This window comes from Gemmatimonas sp. (assembly GCF_046594945.1).
GTDB lineage: Bacteria > Gemmatimonadota > Gemmatimonadetes > Gemmatimonadales > Gemmatimonadaceae > Gemmatimonas.
The window spans coordinates 24,326-45,214 of the sequence record NZ_JBKJRB010000070.1 but is presented as its reverse complement, the minus strand read 5'-3'; the positions used below and the strand labels follow the sequence as shown (position 1 = coordinate 45,214).

General features: G+C 65.7%; 20 protein-coding genes and 1 pseudogene. 20 read left to right on the top strand and 1 reads right to left on the bottom strand.

The window, feature by feature from the left end:
- Window positions 1-88: 88 nt before the first annotated feature.
- From ACLL97_RS07790 to ACLL97_RS07770, 5 genes and pseudogenes are all read left to right on the top strand, one after another.
- Complete coding sequence (locus ACLL97_RS07790) at window positions 89-1,468, top strand: hypothetical protein (RefSeq protein ID WP_411279905.1); 1,380 nt, start codon at window positions 89-91, stop codon at window positions 1,466-1,468.
- The gene (locus ACLL97_RS07785) at window positions 1,465-2,169 is read left to right on the top strand and encodes a hypothetical protein (protein ID WP_411279904.1); all 705 of its coding nucleotides are present in this window, start codon (window positions 1,465-1,467) and stop codon (window positions 2,167-2,169) included. The genes ACLL97_RS07790 and ACLL97_RS07785 overlap by 4 nt, the downstream gene beginning before the upstream one ends.
- Window positions 2,170-2,180: 11 nt before the next feature.
- Window positions 2,181-4,298 carry a protein kinase domain-containing protein gene (locus tag ACLL97_RS07780; RefSeq protein ID WP_411279903.1) on the top strand — a complete coding sequence of 706 codons (2,118 nt, stop codon included), beginning with the start codon at window positions 2,181-2,183 and terminating at the stop codon, window positions 4,296-4,298.
- A gap of 76 nt (window positions 4,299-4,374) precedes the next feature.
- Window positions 4,375-5,283: pseudogene (locus tag ACLL97_RS07775) on the top strand (Ig-like domain-containing protein); the annotation flags it as partial.
- Window positions 5,275-5,703, top strand: a complete 429-nt coding sequence (locus ACLL97_RS07770; RefSeq protein WP_411279971.1) for a CHRD domain-containing protein — start codon at window positions 5,275-5,277, stop codon at window positions 5,701-5,703. The pseudogene ACLL97_RS07775 and the gene ACLL97_RS07770, both read left to right, overlap by 9 nt.
- Before the next feature lie 436 nt (window positions 5,704-6,139).
- Here the strand turns inward: ACLL97_RS07770 and ACLL97_RS07765 are convergent, their stop codons facing one another.
- Complete coding sequence (locus tag ACLL97_RS07765) at window positions 6,140-7,084, bottom strand: hypothetical protein (protein ID WP_411279902.1); 945 nt, start codon at window positions 7,082-7,084, stop codon at window positions 6,140-6,142.
- 274 nt (window positions 7,085-7,358) lie between these two features.
- Here ACLL97_RS07765 and ACLL97_RS07760 point away from each other — a divergent pair, with 274 nt between their 5' ends.
- The 15 genes from ACLL97_RS07760 to ACLL97_RS07690 all read left to right on the top strand — a co-directional run bounded on the left by ACLL97_RS07760 (window position 7,359) and on the right by ACLL97_RS07690 (window position 20,886).
- Window positions 7,359-8,837, top strand: coding sequence for a Rieske (2Fe-2S) protein (locus tag ACLL97_RS07760; RefSeq protein ID WP_411279901.1), 1,479 nt, complete (start codon window positions 7,359-7,361; stop codon window positions 8,835-8,837).
- A 74-nt stretch (window positions 8,838-8,911) separates the two neighbouring features.
- Window positions 8,912-9,322: an FmdB family zinc ribbon protein gene (locus ACLL97_RS07755; protein WP_411279900.1), complete on the top strand. Its 411-nt coding sequence runs from the start codon at window positions 8,912-8,914 to the stop codon at window positions 9,320-9,322.
- 43 nt (window positions 9,323-9,365) lie between these two features.
- The gene (argS, locus tag ACLL97_RS07750; protein ID WP_411279899.1) at window positions 9,366-11,018 is read left to right on the top strand and encodes an arginine--tRNA ligase; all 1,653 of its coding nucleotides are present in this window, start codon (window positions 9,366-9,368) and stop codon (window positions 11,016-11,018) included.
- Window positions 11,015-11,956, top strand: coding sequence for a PfkB family carbohydrate kinase (locus ACLL97_RS07745; RefSeq protein ID WP_411279898.1), 942 nt, complete (start codon window positions 11,015-11,017; stop codon window positions 11,954-11,956). The genes argS and ACLL97_RS07745 overlap by 4 nt, the downstream gene beginning before the upstream one ends.
- Window positions 11,953-13,002 (top strand): phosphoribosylformylglycinamidine cyclo-ligase, encoded by a 1,050-nt coding sequence (purM, locus tag ACLL97_RS07740; protein ID WP_411279897.1) that lies wholly within the window; start codon window positions 11,953-11,955, stop codon window positions 13,000-13,002. The genes ACLL97_RS07745 and purM overlap by 4 nt, the downstream gene beginning before the upstream one ends.
- Before the next feature lie 53 nt (window positions 13,003-13,055).
- Entirely contained in the window at window positions 13,056-14,042 is a 987-nt protein-coding gene (locus ACLL97_RS07735; protein ID WP_411279896.1) for a hypothetical protein, read from the top strand.
- A 31-nt stretch (window positions 14,043-14,073) separates the two neighbouring features.
- A complete protein-coding gene (gene ribD, locus ACLL97_RS07730; protein WP_411279895.1) occupies window positions 14,074-15,165 on the top strand; it encodes a bifunctional diaminohydroxyphosphoribosylaminopyrimidine deaminase/5-amino-6-(5-phosphoribosylamino)uracil reductase RibD in 1,092 nt (363 codons plus the stop codon).
- 7 nt (window positions 15,166-15,172) lie between these two features.
- The gene (locus ACLL97_RS07725) at window positions 15,173-15,796 is read left to right on the top strand and encodes a riboflavin synthase (protein ID WP_411279894.1); all 624 of its coding nucleotides are present in this window, start codon (window positions 15,173-15,175) and stop codon (window positions 15,794-15,796) included.
- Window positions 15,797-15,822: 26 nt separating this feature from the next.
- Window positions 15,823-17,025 carry a bifunctional 3,4-dihydroxy-2-butanone-4-phosphate synthase/GTP cyclohydrolase II gene (locus ACLL97_RS07720; protein WP_411279970.1) on the top strand — a complete coding sequence of 401 codons (1,203 nt, stop codon included), beginning with the start codon at window positions 15,823-15,825 and terminating at the stop codon, window positions 17,023-17,025.
- A 12-nt stretch (window positions 17,026-17,037) separates the two neighbouring features.
- Entirely contained in the window at window positions 17,038-17,529 is a 492-nt protein-coding gene (gene ribH / locus ACLL97_RS07715) for a 6,7-dimethyl-8-ribityllumazine synthase (protein WP_411279893.1), read from the top strand.
- Between the two features lie 8 nt (window positions 17,530-17,537).
- Window positions 17,538-18,044: a transcription antitermination factor NusB gene (nusB, locus tag ACLL97_RS07710; protein WP_411279969.1), complete on the top strand. Its 507-nt coding sequence runs from the start codon at window positions 17,538-17,540 to the stop codon at window positions 18,042-18,044.
- Complete coding sequence (locus tag ACLL97_RS07705; RefSeq protein WP_411279892.1) at window positions 18,041-19,186, top strand: glycosyltransferase family 4 protein; 1,146 nt, start codon at window positions 18,041-18,043, stop codon at window positions 19,184-19,186. Before nusB ends, ACLL97_RS07705 begins: the two co-directional genes overlap by 4 nt.
- Window positions 19,186-19,497 carry an HPF/RaiA family ribosome-associated protein gene (locus ACLL97_RS07700; RefSeq protein ID WP_411279891.1) on the top strand — a complete coding sequence of 104 codons (312 nt, stop codon included), beginning with the start codon at window positions 19,186-19,188 and terminating at the stop codon, window positions 19,495-19,497. The genes ACLL97_RS07705 and ACLL97_RS07700 overlap by 1 nt, the downstream gene beginning before the upstream one ends.
- A complete protein-coding gene (gene hprK, locus ACLL97_RS07695) occupies window positions 19,494-20,468 on the top strand; it encodes an HPr(Ser) kinase/phosphatase (RefSeq protein WP_411279890.1) in 975 nt (324 codons plus the stop codon). Before ACLL97_RS07700 ends, hprK begins: the two co-directional genes overlap by 4 nt.
- Window positions 20,469-20,481: 13 nt before the next feature.
- Window positions 20,482-20,886 carry a PTS sugar transporter subunit IIA gene (locus ACLL97_RS07690; protein ID WP_411279889.1) on the top strand — a complete coding sequence of 135 codons (405 nt, stop codon included), beginning with the start codon at window positions 20,482-20,484 and terminating at the stop codon, window positions 20,884-20,886.
- Window positions 20,887-20,889 lie beyond the last annotated feature (3 nt).

The window sequence follows — 20,889 nt, the reverse complement described above, 5'->3', positions numbered from 1 at the left end:
TGCGCGCGCCGTCGGTGCGCGCCGTCGGTGCCGCCGATGGACGTCTGGGCGAGTTGCGCTCGATTCGATCGGAGCGCTGATTGGAAACGTGGCTACTTCACGTCGATGGGTCCTGTGGTGGTCAGCGATATGGCTGATCGTCAGCGCCCGCAGCCTGCTCGCGCAGGAGCGGCCGCTTCGCGACTCAGTGGCCCCCGATCCCACGGGCGCACGCATCACGCTCGATTCGCTGGCGGCGCGATTGGCGCGCACGGAGGCGGCGTTGGCGTTACTGCGGCAGCAGGTCGCGACCGAGTCCGCCACGCAAGTGCGCATGCGCTCGCGCGTGCACCTCGAGCTGTCGGCGCGGTTGATCGTGAATGGGTGGCGCACCGCGGGCACCGGCTCGAGCTCGGAAGTGCCGACGTTCGCCGCCGTTGCGCGACCGGCCGATCCGCTTTTGGGCTCCACGGGCCGACAGTCACTCGGCCTGTCCATGCGTCAGTCGGTGCTCGGTGCGAGTGTGAGTGTGGACAGTGTCCTGGGGGGCGTGCTCCTCGCGGACATGGAGCTCGACTTTTTTTCGCGGGCACTCGATCCCAATCCACCGCTCTTTCCCGAACCGCGACTGCGGACGGCTCGGGCGATGCTGGTGTGGCCACGCACCGAAGTGATGGTCGGCATGGACACACCGCTCATCTCCGAGCTCACGCCGATTACGGCAGCGGGCGTGGCCATTCCCACCTTCGCGGCCGCGGGGAACTTGTGGAACTGGCTGCCGCAGCTTCGCCTGACCCGCGAACTGTGGCGGTACAATGGCGCGACGCCGATCTCCATCGCGCTGCAGGGGGCGGTCATGTCACCGTTTAGCGCCGAGCGTCACGTGACCGATGCCGCCGGACCGGATGCGGGACAGTTGAGTGGTCGACCAGCGCTCGAGTCACGGGCCCGTCTTCGCTGGGGCGGTGTTGACGATGTGGCCGGACTCCAGACGGTATTGCCGGAGGGCGGAGAGATCGGCCTCGGGACCCACACGGGCTGGTTGCGTGCGGTCGGCGATTCGAACATGACGAGTTGGGCGACCAGTGCCGATGCGCGGGCTGCGCTGGGGCACGGTGTCGAACTGCGAGGCGAAGCGTATCGGGGGCGTCTGTTGCGTGGACTCGGTGGGGCCGCCATCGGACAGAACTTCGGCGTGTTGGGCAACACCGTCGACAAGCCGGGCGTACCACTCACGAGCGCCGCGGGGTGGGTGCAGCTCAATGCCCAGTGGCATCCACGAGTGATCGCCGGCGTAGGCTGTGGCACCGATCGGGTGCTCGGGAGCAACGCCGATCGTCGTCGCAATAGTGTGTGTGCGGTGCATGCCATCTGGCGCCCGTCGCAACCGCTCATGTTTTCGGTTGAACTGCGCGATCTGCAAACCCGCTATGCCGCCGGACGGCAGCACGCCCGTCATCTCAATATCGGTTTCGGGATCGAGTTATGACAGCGCGCCTCGGCTTCGCGGCACGCTGCTGGGTCATCACGCTGGTCACGGGTTGCACCGTGCCGGCGCGACTCGACGCGCAGGGTGCGGTGCGCGGCCAGCTGCGCGTGATCGAGACGGCCACCGGGTCGTCCGCGATACTCACCGACGCCGTGATCTACCTCGAGGCCGACGGCGAGCGGGCGAGCGCACCGACGTCGGCCACGGCCAAGGCGTCGGTCGGCATGCGACGGCGCGAGTTCGTGCCGCGCGTACAGACCATCGGCATCGGTGGTGCCGTGGCGTTCCCCAATCAGGACCCGTACAGCCATAACGTCTTCTCGAATTCCGCGCTGGGCGCGTTCGACCTTGGTCTCTATCGCACCGGGAAAAACCGCGCCGCCACGTTTCCGAAGGCCGGTGTCTACGCGATCTATTGCAACATCCACGCGCGCATGGTGAGCTACGTGGTCGCCGTGCCCACGCCGTACGTATCGCGTGCCCAGTCGTCGGGCACCTTCACCGTTTCAGGAGTGCCAGCCGGAACGTGGCGCCTACATGTGTGGCATGAGCGCGCGCCGGAGCATGTCGAAACGATCAGGGTGCCGGCCGCGGGCCTGTCCGATATCGTGGTCGCGCTCGACGGACGAGGCTACGTACCGAAGCCTCACACGAATAAGTTCGGCCAGCCATACGCGACCTCGCGCGCTGACCGATACTGACGGCGCCGGCAATGCACTTCACCGCGCGCGTTTTCGTCGGAGCGGTCGCGATCGTCGCCCTTGTGTTGGGCGCGGTGTTCACGGTGGCGCGCACGGAGGCGCGCCGAACCGCCAACGCCGGTACCGTCCGCGCGCTGGAGCAATCGGCCGATCTGGTGGCGCAGCTCCTTGCCGGTCGCGGTCGTAGTCTCGCCGGCGGTGCTCGCGTCTTCGTGCAAGGGCCGTACTTCCGCACGCTAGTCGCCGAGAGTCGTCGTGACGATATCCTCGACCAGACGTTCGAAGCGGCCGAGCAGCTCGAGGCGTCGTGGGTGTTCATCACGGATGCCTCGGGCACATTGGTGGCGAAGTCCGACGAACCATCAGCGTCCGGCGATCAGCTCGCGAACGTCGCGCTGATCTCAGGAGCTCTGCGAGGTCAGGTAATGACCGGCTTCGGTGGCTCCGGCGATTCCGCACTCTTTCAGGCCACGGCAGTGCCGGTGGCGGCGCCGGGCGGTTCGCCGTTCGGCGTCCTCGTGGCCACGCGCCTGCTCGACTCGGCGATGGCGGTCGATATCGCGACGGCGACGGGGAGCGAGTTGGTATTCTACGTGCGCACCGCCGACGACGTCGCCCACGTGGCCGCGTCAACCATGACGCGCGATTCGTCGCTGCGTGCGGCGGTGCGACGTCGGCAGTCGGGGCAGGCGCCCCTGAGCATCGATGGACGCGCGTGGATCGCGCATGCGACCGCGCTCAACACCGCTGGCGGCACTGAAGTGGGCGGCTACCTCGTGCTACGACCCGCCGATGCGGATGTGCCGGCGATCGCCGCCCTGCGTCGCGCCCTCGTGATCGCCGGCGTGCTCGGGCTGCTGCTCGCCATTGCAGCCGCAAAGTACGCGCAACGTGTAGTGACTGTACCGGCGCGTCAGCTTGCCCAGGAGCTGCGAGAGTTTGGCCGCGACAGCGCGGCCGCGCCGACATCGCCTGCATTTGCCCGTATGGCTCCAAACGAGTCGGAACACGCTCCATTGAATGCGCTCGCGCACGAAATATCCATCGTGCGCCGCGACCTGCACGAGCAGGCACTGCTGCGCGCCCTCATGTCGCCGGGCGACACGGCTCCCGCGACCGACGACGGTTCGTCGCGCACGCGCGAGCAGCCTGCAGCGCCCGAACCGTCCCGGGCGTTGTTACCCAGGCGCGCCCGCGTCGAGCGCACGTTGTCGCTGCCCCGGCACGCTGGCGACGACGCGACGCCGTTCGCGCTCGGCCGTGTGGTCGCGCAGCGCTACCGTATTGAGGCCGTCCTCGGAGCGCGCGACGGCGGCGTGCTCTTTCGCGCATTCGACCACGATCGCGCGGGGGCTGTAGTGCTCGGCGTGCTTCGTCCGGAACGCTTGTTCCTCGACGACGACGCGAGGGCACGGCTCGCGGTCGACGTCGCGCGCGCCAGCGAGGTGGTGCATCCGCACGTCGCTCGGCCGCATGATGTCGGTCATGCGCACGGCGTGCCGTTCGTGACGACAGACTTCGTGCCGGGAATGTCCCTCGCCAGCGTGCTGCGTCAACGCGGTACGCTCCCCGCCGCTGTCGTGATCGCCGTGGCGCGACAGCTCCTGCGCGCGCTCGCGGCGGCGCACGCTATGCAGGTGGTGCACGGTGACATCAAACCCACCAACATTCGCGTGACGCCCGATGGTCGGGTAAAGCTCACTGGATTCGGCATCGCGCACGCGCTGCGCGACGCGGCGCAGCGCGCGCAGGCAGCACAGCGCACGGGTGATGCGGCCCTCGCCGGACGACTGACCGGACGACTGGCCGGCGCCACTGTCGGCACCCCTGAGTATCTCGCGCCCGAACAGCTCATCGGTACGCCAGCATCGAGTGCCAGCGACCTCTATGCCGTGGGCGTCGTGCTTCACGAGTGCCTCGCCGGCCACACGCTCCATCGCCAAGACATGCCGGTCACGCTGATCGGCGGACGTCTGAGTGACGCGAGCGTGGACGCGAAAGCGTCCAGCTGGGCGTCACCGCTGGGTGCGATCATTGCCAAGATGACGGAGACCGACGTGGCAAGCCGGGCCCGTTCGGCGACCTACCTGCTCGAGTGGCTCGACGGCTTGCGGGAACCGCGGGAATAGTTTCGCCGCTAGTTCAGTCTACACCGGTGGTCACGCGCGTCCGCGTCACCACTCTATCCTTCCGGGAGATCGACCGATGTCCACTACAGTCCGTGATGTACGCGGCATGCGCGTAGCGACACGCGCCAGCACCATGATGCTGCTGTTCACCCTCGCGGCCTGCAGTGACGGCGCCGGCGGCACCACGCCGAAGCCCACCGCCGTTGCCGCATCCGTTGCTGTCAGTGCCACCGAAACCGGTGCTCTCACGGCGATCGGCGCCACGCGGTCACTCACCGCGGTCGTGAAGGACGCGAGTCAGGCAACTCTCAATGGCGCGGCTGTCAGCTGGACAACCAGTAACGCCTCGGTCGCCACGGTTACCGCGTCCGGATCCAGCGCGACAGTGACTGCCACCGGCAACGGCACGGCCATCATCACCGGCACCAGCGGATCGGTCTCGGGTACGGTGACCATCGATGTCGCGCAGCGCTTCGCGACCTTGGCCGTGCAGGCAGCGGCGCTGTCACCAGCGATCGGCAGCACGACGCAGCTCACGGCCACCGCCCGCGACTCGCGTGGGAATGCCATCGCCGGTGTCACCGGCGTGACGTTCACGTCGGCCGATCGCACCAAAGCGATCGTGAGTGTCGATGGACTGGTCACCGCCATCTCGCCAGGCGCCGCGTCGATTGGCGCTTCCCTCACGCGCGATGGCGTCACCGCAACCGGGACGGCGGCGCTCACCGTCACCACACCGATCAGCGGTGCCACGGCTGTCACCGTAGAGGCGACGAACGCCAATGTGTTCACGCCGGCCACGACCTCGCTCGCCGAAGGAGGCGTCGTGACCTTCAGTTTCGGCACCATCGGCCACAACGTCATTTTTCAGTCCGCCGGCGCACCCTCCAACGTCCCCGTAGTCTCGAGCACGTCGGTGGCCCGCACCTTCCTGGCGGCGGGCAGCTATCCGTATGTCTGCACAATCCATGCGGGCATGTCGGGTACCGTCAACGTGTTGCCGAGCGGCATCCTGGCCCTGCTCAATGGCGCCAACGAGCGACCGAATCCGGTGACCACGAGTGCGAATGGCGCGGCGCTCTTCACGCGCAACGGCACCTCCGTGACCTATACCGTCACCTATCAGGGATTGGCCTCGACTCCAACCGGCGCGCACATCCACGGACCCGCTGGACTCACGGCCACGGCAGGCGTCATGGTCGACCTGGTGAAGCAGACGCAAACCAGCAATAGCGGCGTGCTGACCGGCACCTTCACGGCCACGGATATTCGCGGAATCAGCGGACAGCCGCCGATCGCGCTCGATTCACTGATGACGTTGCTGCGCACCGGGAACGCGTACGTGAACGTGCACTCGTCCACCTTCCCGGGCGGGGAAATCCGCGGGCAGACGGGCACGCCGTAACTGTTGCCGCCGCGTCAAGCGACCGACCGTCACTCGCGCATCGCTGACCGTCAATCATGGGAGATCATCCACACGCGATAGATGCTCGGCCGCGTGGGACCAGATTGCTCCGGTCAGGATCGCGAGTGCGGCAATTCGCGACGACGCGTTCATTGGGAGTCAGGGGCCAGACCGTCGGCGTCTGCAGGCGCAGACTTTTAGACGGCGTAGAGTGTTCAGACGTGAGCCCCACGGTGCCCAGTGCCGAGCGGTTTGGCAGTCACCGCGACACGCACGGTCGTACACCATCAAACCACTCGAAACTGTGCCCTGTCGTTGCTGGCGTCTGCACACCATTAAAAAGTCTGATCCCTCATGATGGCGACTGAGCTCGGAGCTCTGAGCGCTGTGCAGTCAGCGCTTCGCCATGCATCCATCGCCCGACATTGACCAGACCCTACGGCAAAAACATGCGGTCGGCGATTTCCGCGATCTCTTCCGCGTCACGCCACGCGTCCTCGAGCGCGCCGAGTTCGCCCTGCATGGCCTGACGTTCGGCGTCCTCGTTCATCGCGATCTCGAGCGCCAGGCGTTCCGTGCCCGTGAGTCCGAGCACGCCCACGTCATCGTCCCAGAATATGGTGTTTTTCTGACGGCGCGTGACCCGCAGCGCACTGCTGCTGCGGATGAATCGCTCGGCATCGCCGGCCTCGGTAATGCGCCGCGTGGCGTCGAGCACTTGTCCTTGTGTGCCGCCGCGCGCGTTCAGTCGCGCGAGCAACGGGCTCGCTACCTGAATCGCCTGCGCTTGGTCGAGATCGGTGATCCCTTGCGCGTGTGCGACGCGCAGGAGCCACGGTCGATCGTCTTCGGCAATGATCTCGAGTCGCGCGATATGGCTGAACCGCAGCGGCCGGAGCAGGCCATCCGGCGTGCGGACGTGCGCGATGGTCCGGTCATACTGCAGCCGCGCCTCCACCTGCTCGAGCGGGTCCACCACGGCTGCCTTCCAGTCGCGGCTACTCGTGAGCGTGTACGTGACGCCCGCGAGCGCCGCGACGGCGCCGACCATCATCGCGGCACCCTGACTCAAAAATGCGGTGGCGGTCGCGCGCACGTCGGGCAACTGTAGGCGCCGCTTCCGGAGGCGTCCGCCGTAGCGCCACGCCGCAAACTCTGGCCGCAGCGGCGTGCCGATCCGCACCAGATCGAGCCCCTCGCTCAACGTCGCCAGACCGATCTGATCGCTGCTCACCCGCACCGGTGTTTGTCGGTACAGCCGCTCGCAGGCCTCCACCGCCTCCCAACGCTCCTCGAGCGGCGAGAGATTCCAGTTGCGGCACGCGCGGCACACCACCCACAGCCGTCCGCGACGCGCATCGAATGCGAGCCGACGGCCCACAGGAAACTCCTCCAGGACCTCGTTCCGCCCGAGGGGACTGTGGCAGTACAGGCAGGTTGAGAACACGCGACGCACTCCGGTGGGGAAAAGCAGGGCACGGTTGGCAGAGTCCATCGGCACAACCGGCGCGCCGACCGCCTTGCCAACATGCAGCACGACGCGCCGGTCCGCACGCCGAGAACGTGACACTCTGATGATCCTCACGTGACGAATTGGTGAACGAGGCCGTGCTCTCGGAACTCGACAGCAGTCCGTCTGTGGTTATCATCCATCTATGCCACTCGATCCGTCGTCTGAGCCGTTGCCCGCGCTTTCGTCCGAGCCGCTGCTCGAGCCGTCGTCCTGCAGCAGTTGTCATCGCATCGATCGCCGTGGGTTTCTGGCCTCCGCGTCCGTGCTCTCGCTTGGGGTGATCATATCGGGCTGTGGCGATGGCGTACTGAGCGGGCCGGAACAGGTGCTCGACGCGATCCCGGCACCGTTCCGCCTCGATCCGGCCACGGTCCCTGAATTGACCGCCGTGGGCGGCCGCACCGTGGTCGTGTCCGGGACCTCGGCGCCCGTGATGGTCGAACGGCTGGGAAGTGCGCAGTTCCGCGCGGTCTCGCTGGTGTGTCCGCACCGCGGCAGCATCGTGGATGTGACGTCCACCGGCCTCCGCTGCCCGAACCACCAAGCCGTCTTCGCGAACGACGGCACGTGGCTGGGTGGACAACCCACGGCCGGACTCACCGCGCTCGATGTACGGCAGAACAGCGACGGTTCGCTCACGATCGGAGGTGCACTCACTCCGCCGGTGCTGAGTCTCGACCGCAACACGGCAGTGTTTCTCACCGCGCTGACCGGAAGCGCTCCCGCGGCACAGACGATCGCGATCGCCAACGGCGGCGGTGGCGTGCTGAGCGGACTGGCGATCGCCCTGACCTACGGGTCCGGCCAACGCACCGGCTGGTTGTCGCTGGCGCTCAGTCAGGCCACGGCCCCATGTACGCTCACGCTGTCGGCACAGCGCGGCACACTGCCGATCGGCAACTACACCGCCATGGTGTCGATCACCGGCGCCGGTATCAGCAACGGCGCGCAGACCCTGACGGTCTCGCTATTGGTCCAGGATCCCACCACGCCGGCCGCGCTGCAGCTCTCGGCCTCCGCGTTGTCGTTCACGGCTCCCATTGGCAGTACGCCGACCACGCAGGTTGTGCAGTGCAACAACAGCGGTGGCGGCTCGCTCCAGGGGCTTGCGGCCACGGTGGCGTACGGACCGAGCGGCACCGGATGGCTCACCCTCACGCTCAATCAGACGTCCGCCCCGGCCACCCTCACGGTACGGGCGAGTGCCGGCGCGTTGGCTGCCGGCAGCTACACGGCCACGATCACCGTCAGCGCGACTGGCGTCGCGTCACGCACCGTCATGGTCTCACTCACCGTGACCGCCGCTGGACTGCTGGTCACGCTCTCGGCTTGGCCCGCCTTGACCAACGTCGGTGGCGTCGCCGGCAGCGTGGGCAACGTGAATGGTGGTCCGGTGGCGGTGTCGCGTCTCACCGCCACCAGCTTCGCCGCCTTCTCGATGCGCTGCCCCCATGCCGGCACCACCGTCAACGTGGTGAACGGCAGCAGCTTCCGGTGCCCCAATCATGGCGCGCGCTTCGACCGCGCCGGCGTGTGGCAGCCATCGGAGCAGCGCACCGACAATCTGACCACGCTCACCGTGATCTACACGCCGGGCGCGGCCACCCTCACGGTGACCTGAGCCGTACCCGTTGAACACCGGGACCGACCCGGCTATGTTTCAAGGCTGTCTGACCCTAGCCAAGTAACGTAGCCATGCCAACTTACGAGTTCCGCTGCCCCGACGGGTCCCTCATCGAGGCGCGCTTCAAGATCTCTGAAGTTCCGGAAAGTATTCCGACGCCCGATGGCACAGGAGTCGCCACCCGTATCATCTCCGGCGGCGCCAGTCTCCTGTTCAAGGGATCCGGGTTCTACATCACCGACTACGGTAAGGACGGCAAGAAGGACCAGCGCACCAGCGGTGGGGCCTCGTCCGCCGATGACAGCCCCAAGAGCGACAGTAAGAAAGACAGTAAGAGCGACAGCAAGAGCGACAGCAAGAGCGACAGCAAAAGCGACAGCAAAAGCGACAGCAAAAGCGACAGCAAAAGCGACAGCAAAAGCGACAGCAAGAGCGAGTCGAAGCCTTCGACCAGCACGCCGTCCTCGTCTTCCGCCGACTGATGCGATCCTGCGTCGCGTTTCCCTTCTCGACATCCCGAACGCTGTGACTCACGCCGACGCCCTGCGCGCCGAACTCGCGCGCGCAGCGCGCACGCTTGGTGCGCCTGACGACGTTTCTCCCATTCTCGAACGTCCGCGTGATCCGTCGTTCGGTGATTGGGCGACCAATCTTGCGATGACGCTCGCGAAGCCGCTCGGCAAGAAGCCGCGCGATATCGCCGAAGCCCTCATCGCGGCGATGGACACGGCCACTGTCGGAGTGACGGCGGCGGAAATCGCCGGACCGGGCTTCCTGAACTTTCGGCTTGATCCGGGATTCCAAGCGCGTGGACTGCTCACGATTCTCGAGTCGCCGGATTCGTTCGGACGGCTCGACATCGGGCACGGCGCGCGTGTGGTCGTGGAGTTCGTCTCGGCCAATCCCACCGGCCCGCTGCACGTCGGACATGGTCGTCAGGCCGCACTGGGCGATGCGATCAGCACCCTGCTCGAGTACACCGGTTGGACAGTCGATCGCGAGTTCTACTACAACGACGCCGGCGCGCAGATCGCGAACCTTGCGAAAAGCACGCAGGCACAGGTGCGCGTCATTGGTGGAGCCCCGCTCGAGATTCCCGAAGGTGGCTATCACGGTGCCTACATCCGTGAAATCGCCGAACGATATGTGGCCGAGCATCCGGGTGACGCGGCGGGCAACGATCTTGCCGCCATGCAGGCCTTCGCCGTGGCCGCGCTGCGGCACGAGCAGGATCTCGACATGCAGGCGTTCGGCGTCAAGTTCGACACGTACTACCTGGAGAGCTCGCTCTACACCGACGGCTCGGTGACCAAGACCGTCGAAGGGCTGAAGCAGTCGGGCCATACATACGAAGAAGACGGCGCGCTGTTCCTGCGAACGACCGACTTCGGCGATGATAAGGATCGCGTGATGAAGAAGAGCGTGGCCAAGGGCGGAGACTACACATACTTCGTGCCCGACGTCGCGTATCACGTGACCAAATGGGAGCGTGGCTACCATCGCGCCATCAACGTGCAGGGGGCCGATCACCACAGCACGATCACCCGTGTGCGTGCCGGTCTGCAGGCGCTCCGTATCGGGATTCCCACGGGCTATCCCGACTACGTGCTGCACCAGATGGTGACCGTCATGAAGGGCGGTGAGGAAGTGAAGATCTCCAAGCGCGCCGGCTCGTACGTCACCGTGCGCGACCTCATCGACGAAGTCGGTCGTGACGCCGTCCGCTATTTCTACCTTATGCGGAAGGGCGATTCGCAGCTGGTGTTCGATGTCGATCTCGCGCGCAGTCAGTCGGAAGAGAACCCGGTCTACTACGTGCAGATGGCGCATGCCCGCATGTGCGGCATCTTCCGCGTCGGCGAAATCGACGCCACGACAGTCACCGGACAGGGCGTCGATCTGGGCGTGCTATCCGAACCGGCCGAACGGGAACTCGTTAAGCAGCTGCTCGATTTCCCGGCCACGGTAAAGGGCGCCGCCGATAGTCTCGAGCCGCATCGCATTGCTGCCTGGTTGCTGGAAACGGCCCGTGCAGGCCACACGTGGTACCACAAGCATCACGTCCTCGGAGAACCCGAGGCCATCACGCGCGCGCGGCTCGTACTCGCCCGTGCCACGCAGCTCGGCATCGCCGCCGGACTGCGCATTCTCGGACTGTCCGCGCCGGAGCGCATGTGAGCAGTTTCCCCAGTACCGCCAGTCAGGTGCTTGTCGTCGGATCCGTCGCGCTCGACTCCGTCGAGACGCCGTTCGGCAGGGCCGATGATGTGCTTGGCGGATCGGGCACCTACTTCTCGTCATCCGCGTCGCACTTCGCGCCGGTTCAGTTGGTGGGTGTGGTCGGTGACGACTATCCGGTTCATCTGCTCCAGCCGCTTGCCGACCGTGGTGTCGATCTGGCCGGACTCGAGAAGGTGAGCGGATCCAGTTTCCGCTGGCGTGGACGCTATCGCCACGATCTCAACTCCGCCGAAACGCTCGAAACGCATCTCGGCGTGTTCTCGAACTTCCGCCCCAACATTCCCGAGCAGTTCCGGAAAGCGCCGTTCGTGTTCCTCGCCAACATCGATCCGCGCCTGCAACTGCAGGTGCTCGAACAGGTCGAGCAGCCGCGTCTCGTGGCCTGCGACACCATGAATTTCTGGATTGAATCGCGTCGCCCGGAGCTCATCGAACTGCTTGGTCACGTTGATCTGATCACGCTCAACGACGGCGAAGCGCGCCAGCTCACCGAACACTCCAATCTCGTGCAGGCCGCGCGCTGGATTCTCGATAAGGGACCGAAGCACGTGCTCATCAAGAAGGGCGAGCACGGTGCGTTCATGTTTACGCGCGAGAGCGTGTTCTTCGCGCCGGCCTACCCTCTCGAGTCGGTGTTCGATCCCACCGGCGCCGGCGATTCGTTCGCCGGTGGTTTCATCGGGTCCCTCGCCGCCAGCGGTGACTTGAGCGATGCCTCCATGCGTCGCGCCGTCGTTGTCGGCTCGGCGATGGGTTCGTTTGCGGTCGAGAAGTTTTCAAACGGTCGATTGCTCGACGTGACACGCGCCGAAATTGACGCGCGGGTGCAGGAGTTCCGTCAGCTGGTGGCCTTCGACGAGGAGCTTCGCGCGTGACCTCGGGCGACATTCCGCTTACGTATCGATCGGCCGGCGTCGACATCGATGCCGCCGAAGACTCGAAGCATCGTCTCGCCACACTGGTGCAGTCCACCCTGACGGCGGGCGCGCGCGGTGCGTTCGGCGGCTTCGGCGGGATGTTTCGCCTACCGGAAGGCTATCGCGCGCCACTGTTGGTCTCCAGCGCCGACGGCGTCGGCACGAAGATCAAGATCGCGATCGAGGCGGACCGCCACGACACGATCGGGCACTGCCTCGTGAATCACTGCACCAACGACATTCTCGTGCAGGGTGCGGTGCCGATGTTCTTCCTCGACTACGTCGCGTTCGGCAAGCTGCTACCGACTGTCGTGGAAGGGGTGGTGGCCGGTGTGGCGGCGGGCTGCCGCGAAAATTTCTGCGCGCTGATCGGTGGGGAAACGGCCGAAATGCCGGGGGTGTACACGCCGCCGGACTACGACCTCGCCGGTTTCATCGTCGGTATCGTGGAAGAGTCGCAGGTGATCACCAGCGCGAACGTGCGCGTGGGCGACGCGCTCGTCGCGCTCGCCAGTGACGGTCTGCACACCAATGGCTATTCGCTGGCGCGTCGCATCATCAGTGATCGACTCTCGCTCGGCGTGCATGACGCCTATCCGGATGCGAACGGCGCCACCGTTGCCGACGTCATGCTCAAGGTGCACCGCTCGTATTTGCAGTGTCTCAGGCCGGTGCTGGGCCAGGTGCACGCCATGGCACACATCACCGGCGGTGGACTGCCTGGCAACTTGAATCGTGCGCTCCCCGTCACACTTGATGCCAGCGTCGATACGACCTCGTGGATCGTCCCATCGACCTTTCGGGTACTTGCTGACGCGGGAGCTGTTGCTCCGCTCGAGATGTTCCGAGCCTTTAACATGGGAGTGGGAATGGTCATCATCACGGCACAAGAGAACGTGCGAGACATCATGGCGCGCGCCGCCGCCTGCGAGATCGATGCTTGGGAATGTGGCGTCGTCGTGCCCGGCACCGGCCGCGTGCGCCTCGATGGCGTGATCACATGAGTGCGCGTCCTCGCACCCCTGCGCGTTGGCGGCGCGTCGTCGGCCTTACCGCCGTGACACTCGCGGTCGCCGGCGCACTGCACACGTCGTCACTCGCCGCCCAGACCACCGCGGGGCCGTGCACCGTCACGCCGGCCGTGGCGTCCGGCGCCGATGCCTGCCAGAAGGCGCGCGACCTGTTCGGCTTTGTGGTGCCGCAGATCGGTATCGCGGTGTCGTCGGGCAATCCCGTGCTCGGTGAAGGCGGCACGTTGGGCGGCTGGCCCAAGCGCGCCTTCTCGTTTCGTGTGAGTGCCGTTGACGGGCAGCTCCCTAAGAACTCGGTACCCATCAGTGTGACCGGTTCTGCCGTCGGCTCCGATTTCGGTGCCGCCCGTACGCCGATTCCATTGCCATCGGCCGACGCCGCGATCGGTATCTTCCCGGGTATTCCGCTCGGCCTCACCAATACCCTGGGCGTCGACGTGCTGCTGGGTGCGTCGTATCTGCCGTCGGTGAAGGAATCGAACTTTGACGTCGCTCCCAAGGATGGCGGGTTCGCCTTCCAGTACGGGCTGCGCGTCGGTGCGCTGCAGGAATCGTCGTTCATTCCCGGTCTCAGTGTAAGTTACATGCGTCGCAAGATGCCCACAGTTGATCTCGGGTATACGCCGAATAACGACACGCTCAATGTGACCGGCACGTCGGTCACTTCGAACGCCATTCGCATCGTCGCCAGCAAGCGCTTCGCGATCTTCGGGATTGCGGCCGGTGTCGGTCGCGACGAAATCGAAGGCTCGGCGTCCATGCGCGCATCCGTGAACGAAACGGTGCTCGGCACAAACCAACGCTTTCTCGTCGACCTTCCCAATCTGCGGTATACCACGAAACGAAACACCGCGTTCGTGAACGCGTCGCTCGGGCTTGGGCTCGCACGGCTGGTTGCCGAGTACGGCTGGTCGGGCGAGGGCACCGTGCGGGAAACCGTCAATCAGTTCGGCGGCCGACAGGCCGATGAAGGATATCGCTACGGATCGCTCGGTATCGCCTTCCGATTCTAGCGGGCCTCGGCCCGCATCGCCTGAAGCGCACGTGGCGGCCCCATCGGCCGACGACGTGCGCTTCATGCGTCGCGCTCTCGAACTCGCCGAACGCGGGGCCGGACGCGTGTCACCCAATCCGAAGGTCGGCGCCGTACTCGTGCGCGATGGCGTGGTGGTGGGTGAAGGGTGGCACGCCGAGTACGGGCAGGCCCACGCCGAGGTCGCCGCGCTCCGTCAAGCCGGGCCACAGGCGAGCGGCGCGACCGCCTACGTCTCGCTCGAGCCCTGCAACCACACGGGCATGACCGGACCCTGTTCCGACGCCCTCATCGCCGCCGGCGTGTCGCGGGTCGTCTATGCCGCGCACGACCCCAACCCCAAGGCGGCCGGTGGGGCGGCGCGCCTCGCTTCCGCTGGGATCGACGTGCGCGGTGGGATGCTCGAACGTGAGGCCCTCGACCGGAACGCCCCGTTCTTTTTTGCCGCGTGTGGCGCCGATCGCCCCTTCGTCACGCTGAAGCTTGCGCTCTCCATCGACGGGGCAATCGTGGACGCCTCTCGCCAGCCCGGCTGGCTCACCGGCGAAGAAGCCCGCGTCGCGGTGCACGAGCTCCGTGCCGAATGCGACGCCATCGCAGTCGGGATTGGCACCGCCCTCGCCGACGACCCGGCGCTCACCGTCCGCCATGCCGCCACGCCGCGTCTCCCGCCACTGCGCGTCGTCTTCGACCGTGCCGCCCGACTCCCGCTTGATAGCCAACTGGTCCGTTCGGCTCGCGAGCTCCCGCTGCTCGATTTCACCAATGGCTCGCGTCCACACGCCGAAGCCGCCCTCCACGCCGCCGGCGTCGCGGTCAACGCCGTCGGATCCGCCGCCGAGGCCCTGCGGCAGTTGGGCACCCGCGGCGTCCGCCATCTCTTGGTTGAGGGCGGGGCGACGCTCGCTTCTTCGCTGCTGGAAGCCGGACTCGTCGACCGACTGGTTATCTTTCAGGCACCGGTCATTCTCGGCGCCGGCGCGTTGTCGGCCTTTGCGGCGTTCCCATCGCAGCGGGCTGGACTGGCGCCGCGGTTTCGCGTCGTGGAACGGAAGGCACTGGGTGCCGACCTGATGACCGTCTACGCTGTTTCTGGAGACTGACGAGAGGATGTTCACGGGGCTCGTGGACGATCTGGGATTTATCACCCACGTCGCCGACACGCCGGCCGGGCGCGAACTGCGCATCCGCTGCCGCTATACCGACCTGAACGACGGCGAAAGCATCGCCGTCAACGGCGCGTGCCTGACGGTGCGGGAGCATGGTGTGCACGACGACGGCAGCCGGTGGTTCACCGTGGCCGCCGTCATCACCACGCTCGGCCGTACCACCATCGACGCGTGGCACGCCAACTCGTTCGTGAACCTCGAGCGCGCCATGCGCCTCGGTGATCGACTCGGCGGCCACTTGGTGCTCGGGCACGTGGACGACCTCGGATTGATCGCGCGGACCGAACAGGTCGGCGATGCATGGCTCGTCGATCTCGTTCTTCCCGTCGCGCTGCGTCCGCTCATGGTGGCGCACGGCTCCATCACGGTGAATGGCGTGAGTCTCACCGTGAATGCCCTGCACGCCGACGGCGTGCAGCTCTCCATCATCGAATACACCAAACGGCACACCACGCTCGGCGAACTCGTCGCCGGCGACCGGGTGCATGTAGAAGCGGATGTGCTCGCAAAGCACGTCGAACGGTTGCTGACGCCTTGGCGCAGCGCAGGGGTTGAAGTCGCATGACGGCAGCGGGCGAAGAGGCGCAGGAGATGACGTTCGGGACGGTCGAGCAGGCATTGGCCGATATCGCTGCAGGCAAGTTCATCATTGTTGCCGATGACGAAGATCGTGAGAACGAAGGAGACCTCGTGTGCGGCGCCGAGATGGTGACGCCGGAGATGGTCAACTTCATGCTCGAGGCGAAGGGCATGATCTGTCTCGCGATGGAGAATATGCTGGCCGATCATCTCGGCCTCGAGATGCAGGTCGATGACAACACCGAAGCCATGCACACCGCCTTCACCGTGAGCATCGACGCCGCCGCGAAGTACGGTGTGAGTACCGGCATCAGCGCCAGTGATCGCGCCACGACCATCCGCGTCGCGGTCGATCCCAACAGCACGCGCGCAGATCTGCGCGTGCCGGGACATATTCACCCGCTGCGGGCACGCGATGGTGGCGTGTTGCAGCGCGTTGGGCACACCGAAGCGGCGGTGGACCTCGCGCGACTCGCCGGACTGCGGTCGGCCGGTGTGATTTGCGAAATCCTGAACAAGGACGGCACCACCGCTCGTCGCCCGCAGCTTGAAATCTTCGCCAAGGCGCACGGCCTCACCTTCATCACGATCGCGCAGCTGGTGGCCTATCGCCTCAAGCACGAGCGACTGGTGCACCGCGTTGCCGAAGCGCGTCTTCCCACCGAGTTCGGTGAATGGCGCATTGTCGGATACAAGAACGACGTCGATGCGCGCGAGCACATCGCAATCACGTACGGCGACGTCGCGGAGGGCGAAGGCGTGCTGGTGCGCATGCACTCCAAGTGCCTCACCGGCGACGTTTTCCATTCGCGCCGCTGCGATTGCGGCTGGCAGCTCGAAACGGCCATGCAGATGATTCAGGCCGAGGGTAAAGGCGTGATCGTGTACCTCGATCAGGAAGGTCGTGGTATCGGGCTGCTCAACAAGCTCAAGGCGTACGAGCTGCAGGACAAAGGCGCCGATACCGTCGAAGCCAATGAGCAACTCGGCTTCAAGGACGATCTCCGCAACTACGGCATTGGCGCGCAAATTCTGCTTGACACGGGGGTGCGCTCCATTCGCGTGCTCACGAATAATCCCCGCAAGCTCGTGGGCCTCGATGGCTACGGTCTGATCCTCAAGGATCGGGTTCGCATCGAAGCTCCCTCCACCGACGAAAACGCCTCGTACCTCGAAACGAAGCGCACCAAACTCGGTCACCTGTTCGCAATCTGAGACGTATTCCTGATGGCCGAGTTCAACGGTAGTCCGCGCGGTGAAGGTCGCCGCATTGTCGTCGTCGCCAGTCGCTTCAACGAGGGCATCACCATGCCCCTCGCCGAAGGAGCCGTCGGCGCGTTGGTAGGGCAGGGTGTGAAGTTCGAAGACATCGACGTCCTCTGGGTTCCCGGTGCCTGGGAGATCCCGGTCGCGGTGCGCCGTGCCCTCGCCACCGAGCGGTACGACGCCGCCGTGGCCGTCGGCGCGGTCGTGCGTGGCGATACGCCGCACTTCGACATTGTGGCCGGCGAAACCTCGCGCGGCCTCATGGATGCCATGCGTGACTTCGACGTGCCGGTCACGATGGGAGTGCTCACGACCGACACCATGGAGCAGGCCGAAGCCCGCGCCGGTGGGGTACACGGCAACAAGGGCGTCGACGCCTCCATGGCAGCGCTCGAGATGCTCGACCTGTTCGATCAGCTGACGCCCCCCGAAGAGTTCGAAGGGGACGAATAGTGAGCAACATGCAAGATGACGCGTTCTGGGACACGCCGGTCCAGGAGCCCCTCGCCCCGCGCGCCGGACGCCGCTCGCGTGGCAATCGTGCGGCCACGAAAGTGGAACGCGTGGAAACTCGCGGGCGCGCCCGTGCCTTGCAGGCGCTGTACGCGGCCGATCTCCGTGATCTGACCCAGCTCCGAAAGATCGCCACGCACGTGTTCGACGATCTCGCGGTAGACCCCGGCGAGCGGCAGTTCGCGTCGCGCCTCGTGGCCACGGTGGCCGACAAGTGTGCGCAACTCGATGCCGACCTCGCCCAGGTCACCAACAACTGGCGACTCGAACGACTGGGTGCCATCGAGCGCAGCGTGCTGCGCCTCGCCGCCGCCGAACTCGATCGCAACGAGACCCCGGTCAAGGTGGTCCTCCAGGAGGCCGTTCACTTGGCCGAGCGCTACGGCACCACGCGCAGCGCACGCTTCGTGAACGGCGTGCTCGACGCCTACGCCCGCAAGCTCGGGCGTCTGTGACCGACACCGCCGCACGTCCGGGCGACCGGCTGCGGATCGCCGTCGTTAATTGGCAGTGTCGGGAAAATCCGCTCGCCGGTGGGGCCGAGATCCATCTCCATGAAATCTTCGGCCGGCTGGCAGCCCGTGGTCACCACGTCATGCTGCTCTGCGGCGGCTGGTCAGGATGCCCCCCGCGCGCCACGCTCGATGGCATCGAGGTGTACCGCGTCGGTACGCGGGCGACGTTCCCGTTGCTCGTTCGCAAGTACTGGCACGCGCACTTCGCCAACCAGCACTTCGACGTCCTGGTCGAGGATATCAATAAGGTGCCGGTGTTCACTCCCTGGTGGCAGGCACCTCCCGTCGTGGCGCTCGTCCCGCACCTGTTCGGTGGCACGGCATTCCAGGAATTGGCAGCGCCCCTCGCCACTGCCGTCTGGCTGGCGGAACGTCCGCTCCCGTTCGTGTACCGACACTGCGCCTTCGAGGCCATCAGTGAGAGCACCCGGGACGATCTGGTCTCCCGCGGGGTGCAGCACGACCGGATTCGCGTCATTTTCCCGGGCATCGACACCACGAGCTACACGCCCGACCCCTCGGTTCGGTCGGATCGCCCCGTTTTTGCCTACCTAGGCCGACTCAAGAAGTACAAAGGGGTCGACCTTGTCCTGCGGTCGTTCGCACAATGTGGCGTTCCGGAGGCTACACTGGAGATCGCAGGGGCTGGCGAATTCCGCGCGGAACTCGAACAGTTGGCGGGAACCCTTGGCGTGGCCTCGCGGGTACGGTTTTTAGGACGTATTGACGAAACTCAGAAGTGCGCCCTGCTTCGACGGGCTTGGGCGTTTGTGTTCGCATCACCTAAAGAGGGCTGGGGGATCACGAATCTCGAGGCAGCGGCAAGCGGCACTCCGGTAATTGCGTCGAATTCTCCGGGGATTCGTGAGTCCGTGCGGCATGGCGAGACAGGATTTCTCGTTCCGCACGGCGATGTCGCTGCGATGGCCGAGTCGATGCGGTACCTCAGCGGCGAGCGAGCGCTCGTCGAACGCCTGGGGATCGCGGCGCGGCGTTTCGCCGAGGCTTTCACCTGGGAAAACGCCGCCACAGAGACTGAAGCTCACCTCCGCGAGGTGGTGGGCAAGGAGGAAGGTCGCTGATGGAGATCATCCTGCACGCGCACCATGCCGACGTCACGGAATCGCTCCGGGCACAGGCCGAAGCCGCTGTCATCCGCCTGGCGAAACGATTGCACCGCGTCGCGAGCGCCATCGTGCGTTTCGTCGGCGATGGTAACACTCGACGAGTCGAGATCGTACTGCAACGTGCGCGAGCCCGAGAATTGTTCGTGCACGCCGATGCGCGTGCGTTCGCGCCGGCGCTCAGTGCTGCCGTGCACCGACTCGAAAGACAGGTCTCACGCGTGCGCCGCTCGCGGCGCGTTTCGAACGGCGGAGATCGCGCCGGGTGAGTCGACGCCTCACGGTGGGCACGCTCTTCGAGCGGATGAAGGATCCGCTCCAACTCGAGCTGCTTGGTTCCCCAGCCGGTTTCGATCGTGAGATCACGAGCCCCGAGGCGTCCAGCCCGGGGCTCGTCCTCGCCGGCTATCTCAATCGCTTTCCGTATCAGCGCATTCAGGTCCTCGGCGAAACCGAGATCACCTATCTGCAGTCGCTCAGCGACCCCGTGCGCAGCAGTCATCTCGAGCAGTTTTTCGGCTTTCCGCTCCCTTGCGCGTTTATCACCAAGCACCTCGAACCGCCCGAGCCGTTGCTGCGGCTGGCCGAGGATGCGGGCGTTACGATCCTTCGCTCGCGCCTCAAAACGGCCGAGTTTTATCGCCTCATCAAGCCGTACCTCGCCGATCAGTTCGCCCCCACCACCACCCTGCACGGCTCACTGGCGGACGTGTACGGCGTAGGTCTTTTCTTTACCGGCCAGAGTGGCATCGGGAAGTCGGAGTGCGTGCTCGATCTTGTCGAGCGCGGACATCGGCTGGTGGCCGACGATCTCGTGTTCGTCTCGCGTCGCGGCAACGATGTGCTCATCGGCAAAGGCCATGAACTGCAGCGACACTTCATGGAAATCCGCGGCGTCGGCCTGCTCGACGTGCCGGCCATCTTCGGCATTCACGCCGTGCGCCAGCAGAAGCGACTCGAAGTGGTCGTCGTGCTAGAAGAGTGGGACGCCGACGCTTCCGTCGACCGCACCGGACTCGACGTGCAGACGCAGGATATCCTCGGCGTCGAGGTGCCCAAGATCACCGTGCACCTCAATCCGGGCAAGAACATCACCGTCATCGCCGAAGTCATCGCGATGAACCATCTCTTGCGGTATTATCGCGGCTATGATTCGGCAACGGCATTCAACGAACGGTTGATTGGCCAGATGCGTCGGACCTCTGACGTTCAGCGATACCTGCAGGAGGATGATGAGTGATGGGGAGGCCCGCGTGAACACCGCGACCGACGTCGCACCAGCGACTGTCCGTGCCATCGTCGCCGGTCATGGATCGTTTGCCAGCGGCATCATTTCCGCCGTGGAGCAGATCACCGGCAAGGGGTCGTCCTTTCTGGCCATGTCCAACACTGGGTTGTGTCTCGATGACATTCAGGGCACGCTCGCGCGCGCGCTCGACGACACCGGGGCGCGTGTGATCTTCACCGATCTGCCCGCCGGGAGCTGCACCATGGCCGTGCGCCGCATGATCCGGGCGCGCCCCGGCGTGTTGCTCGTGACCGGCATCAACCTCTCGTTACTGCTCGATTTCGCGATGCAGGAATCGGTCGATCCAATCGTCGCGGTGCACGCGTCCCTCGAGCGCGGACGCGCGTCGATGGCTGTACACGGCGCCTGAACC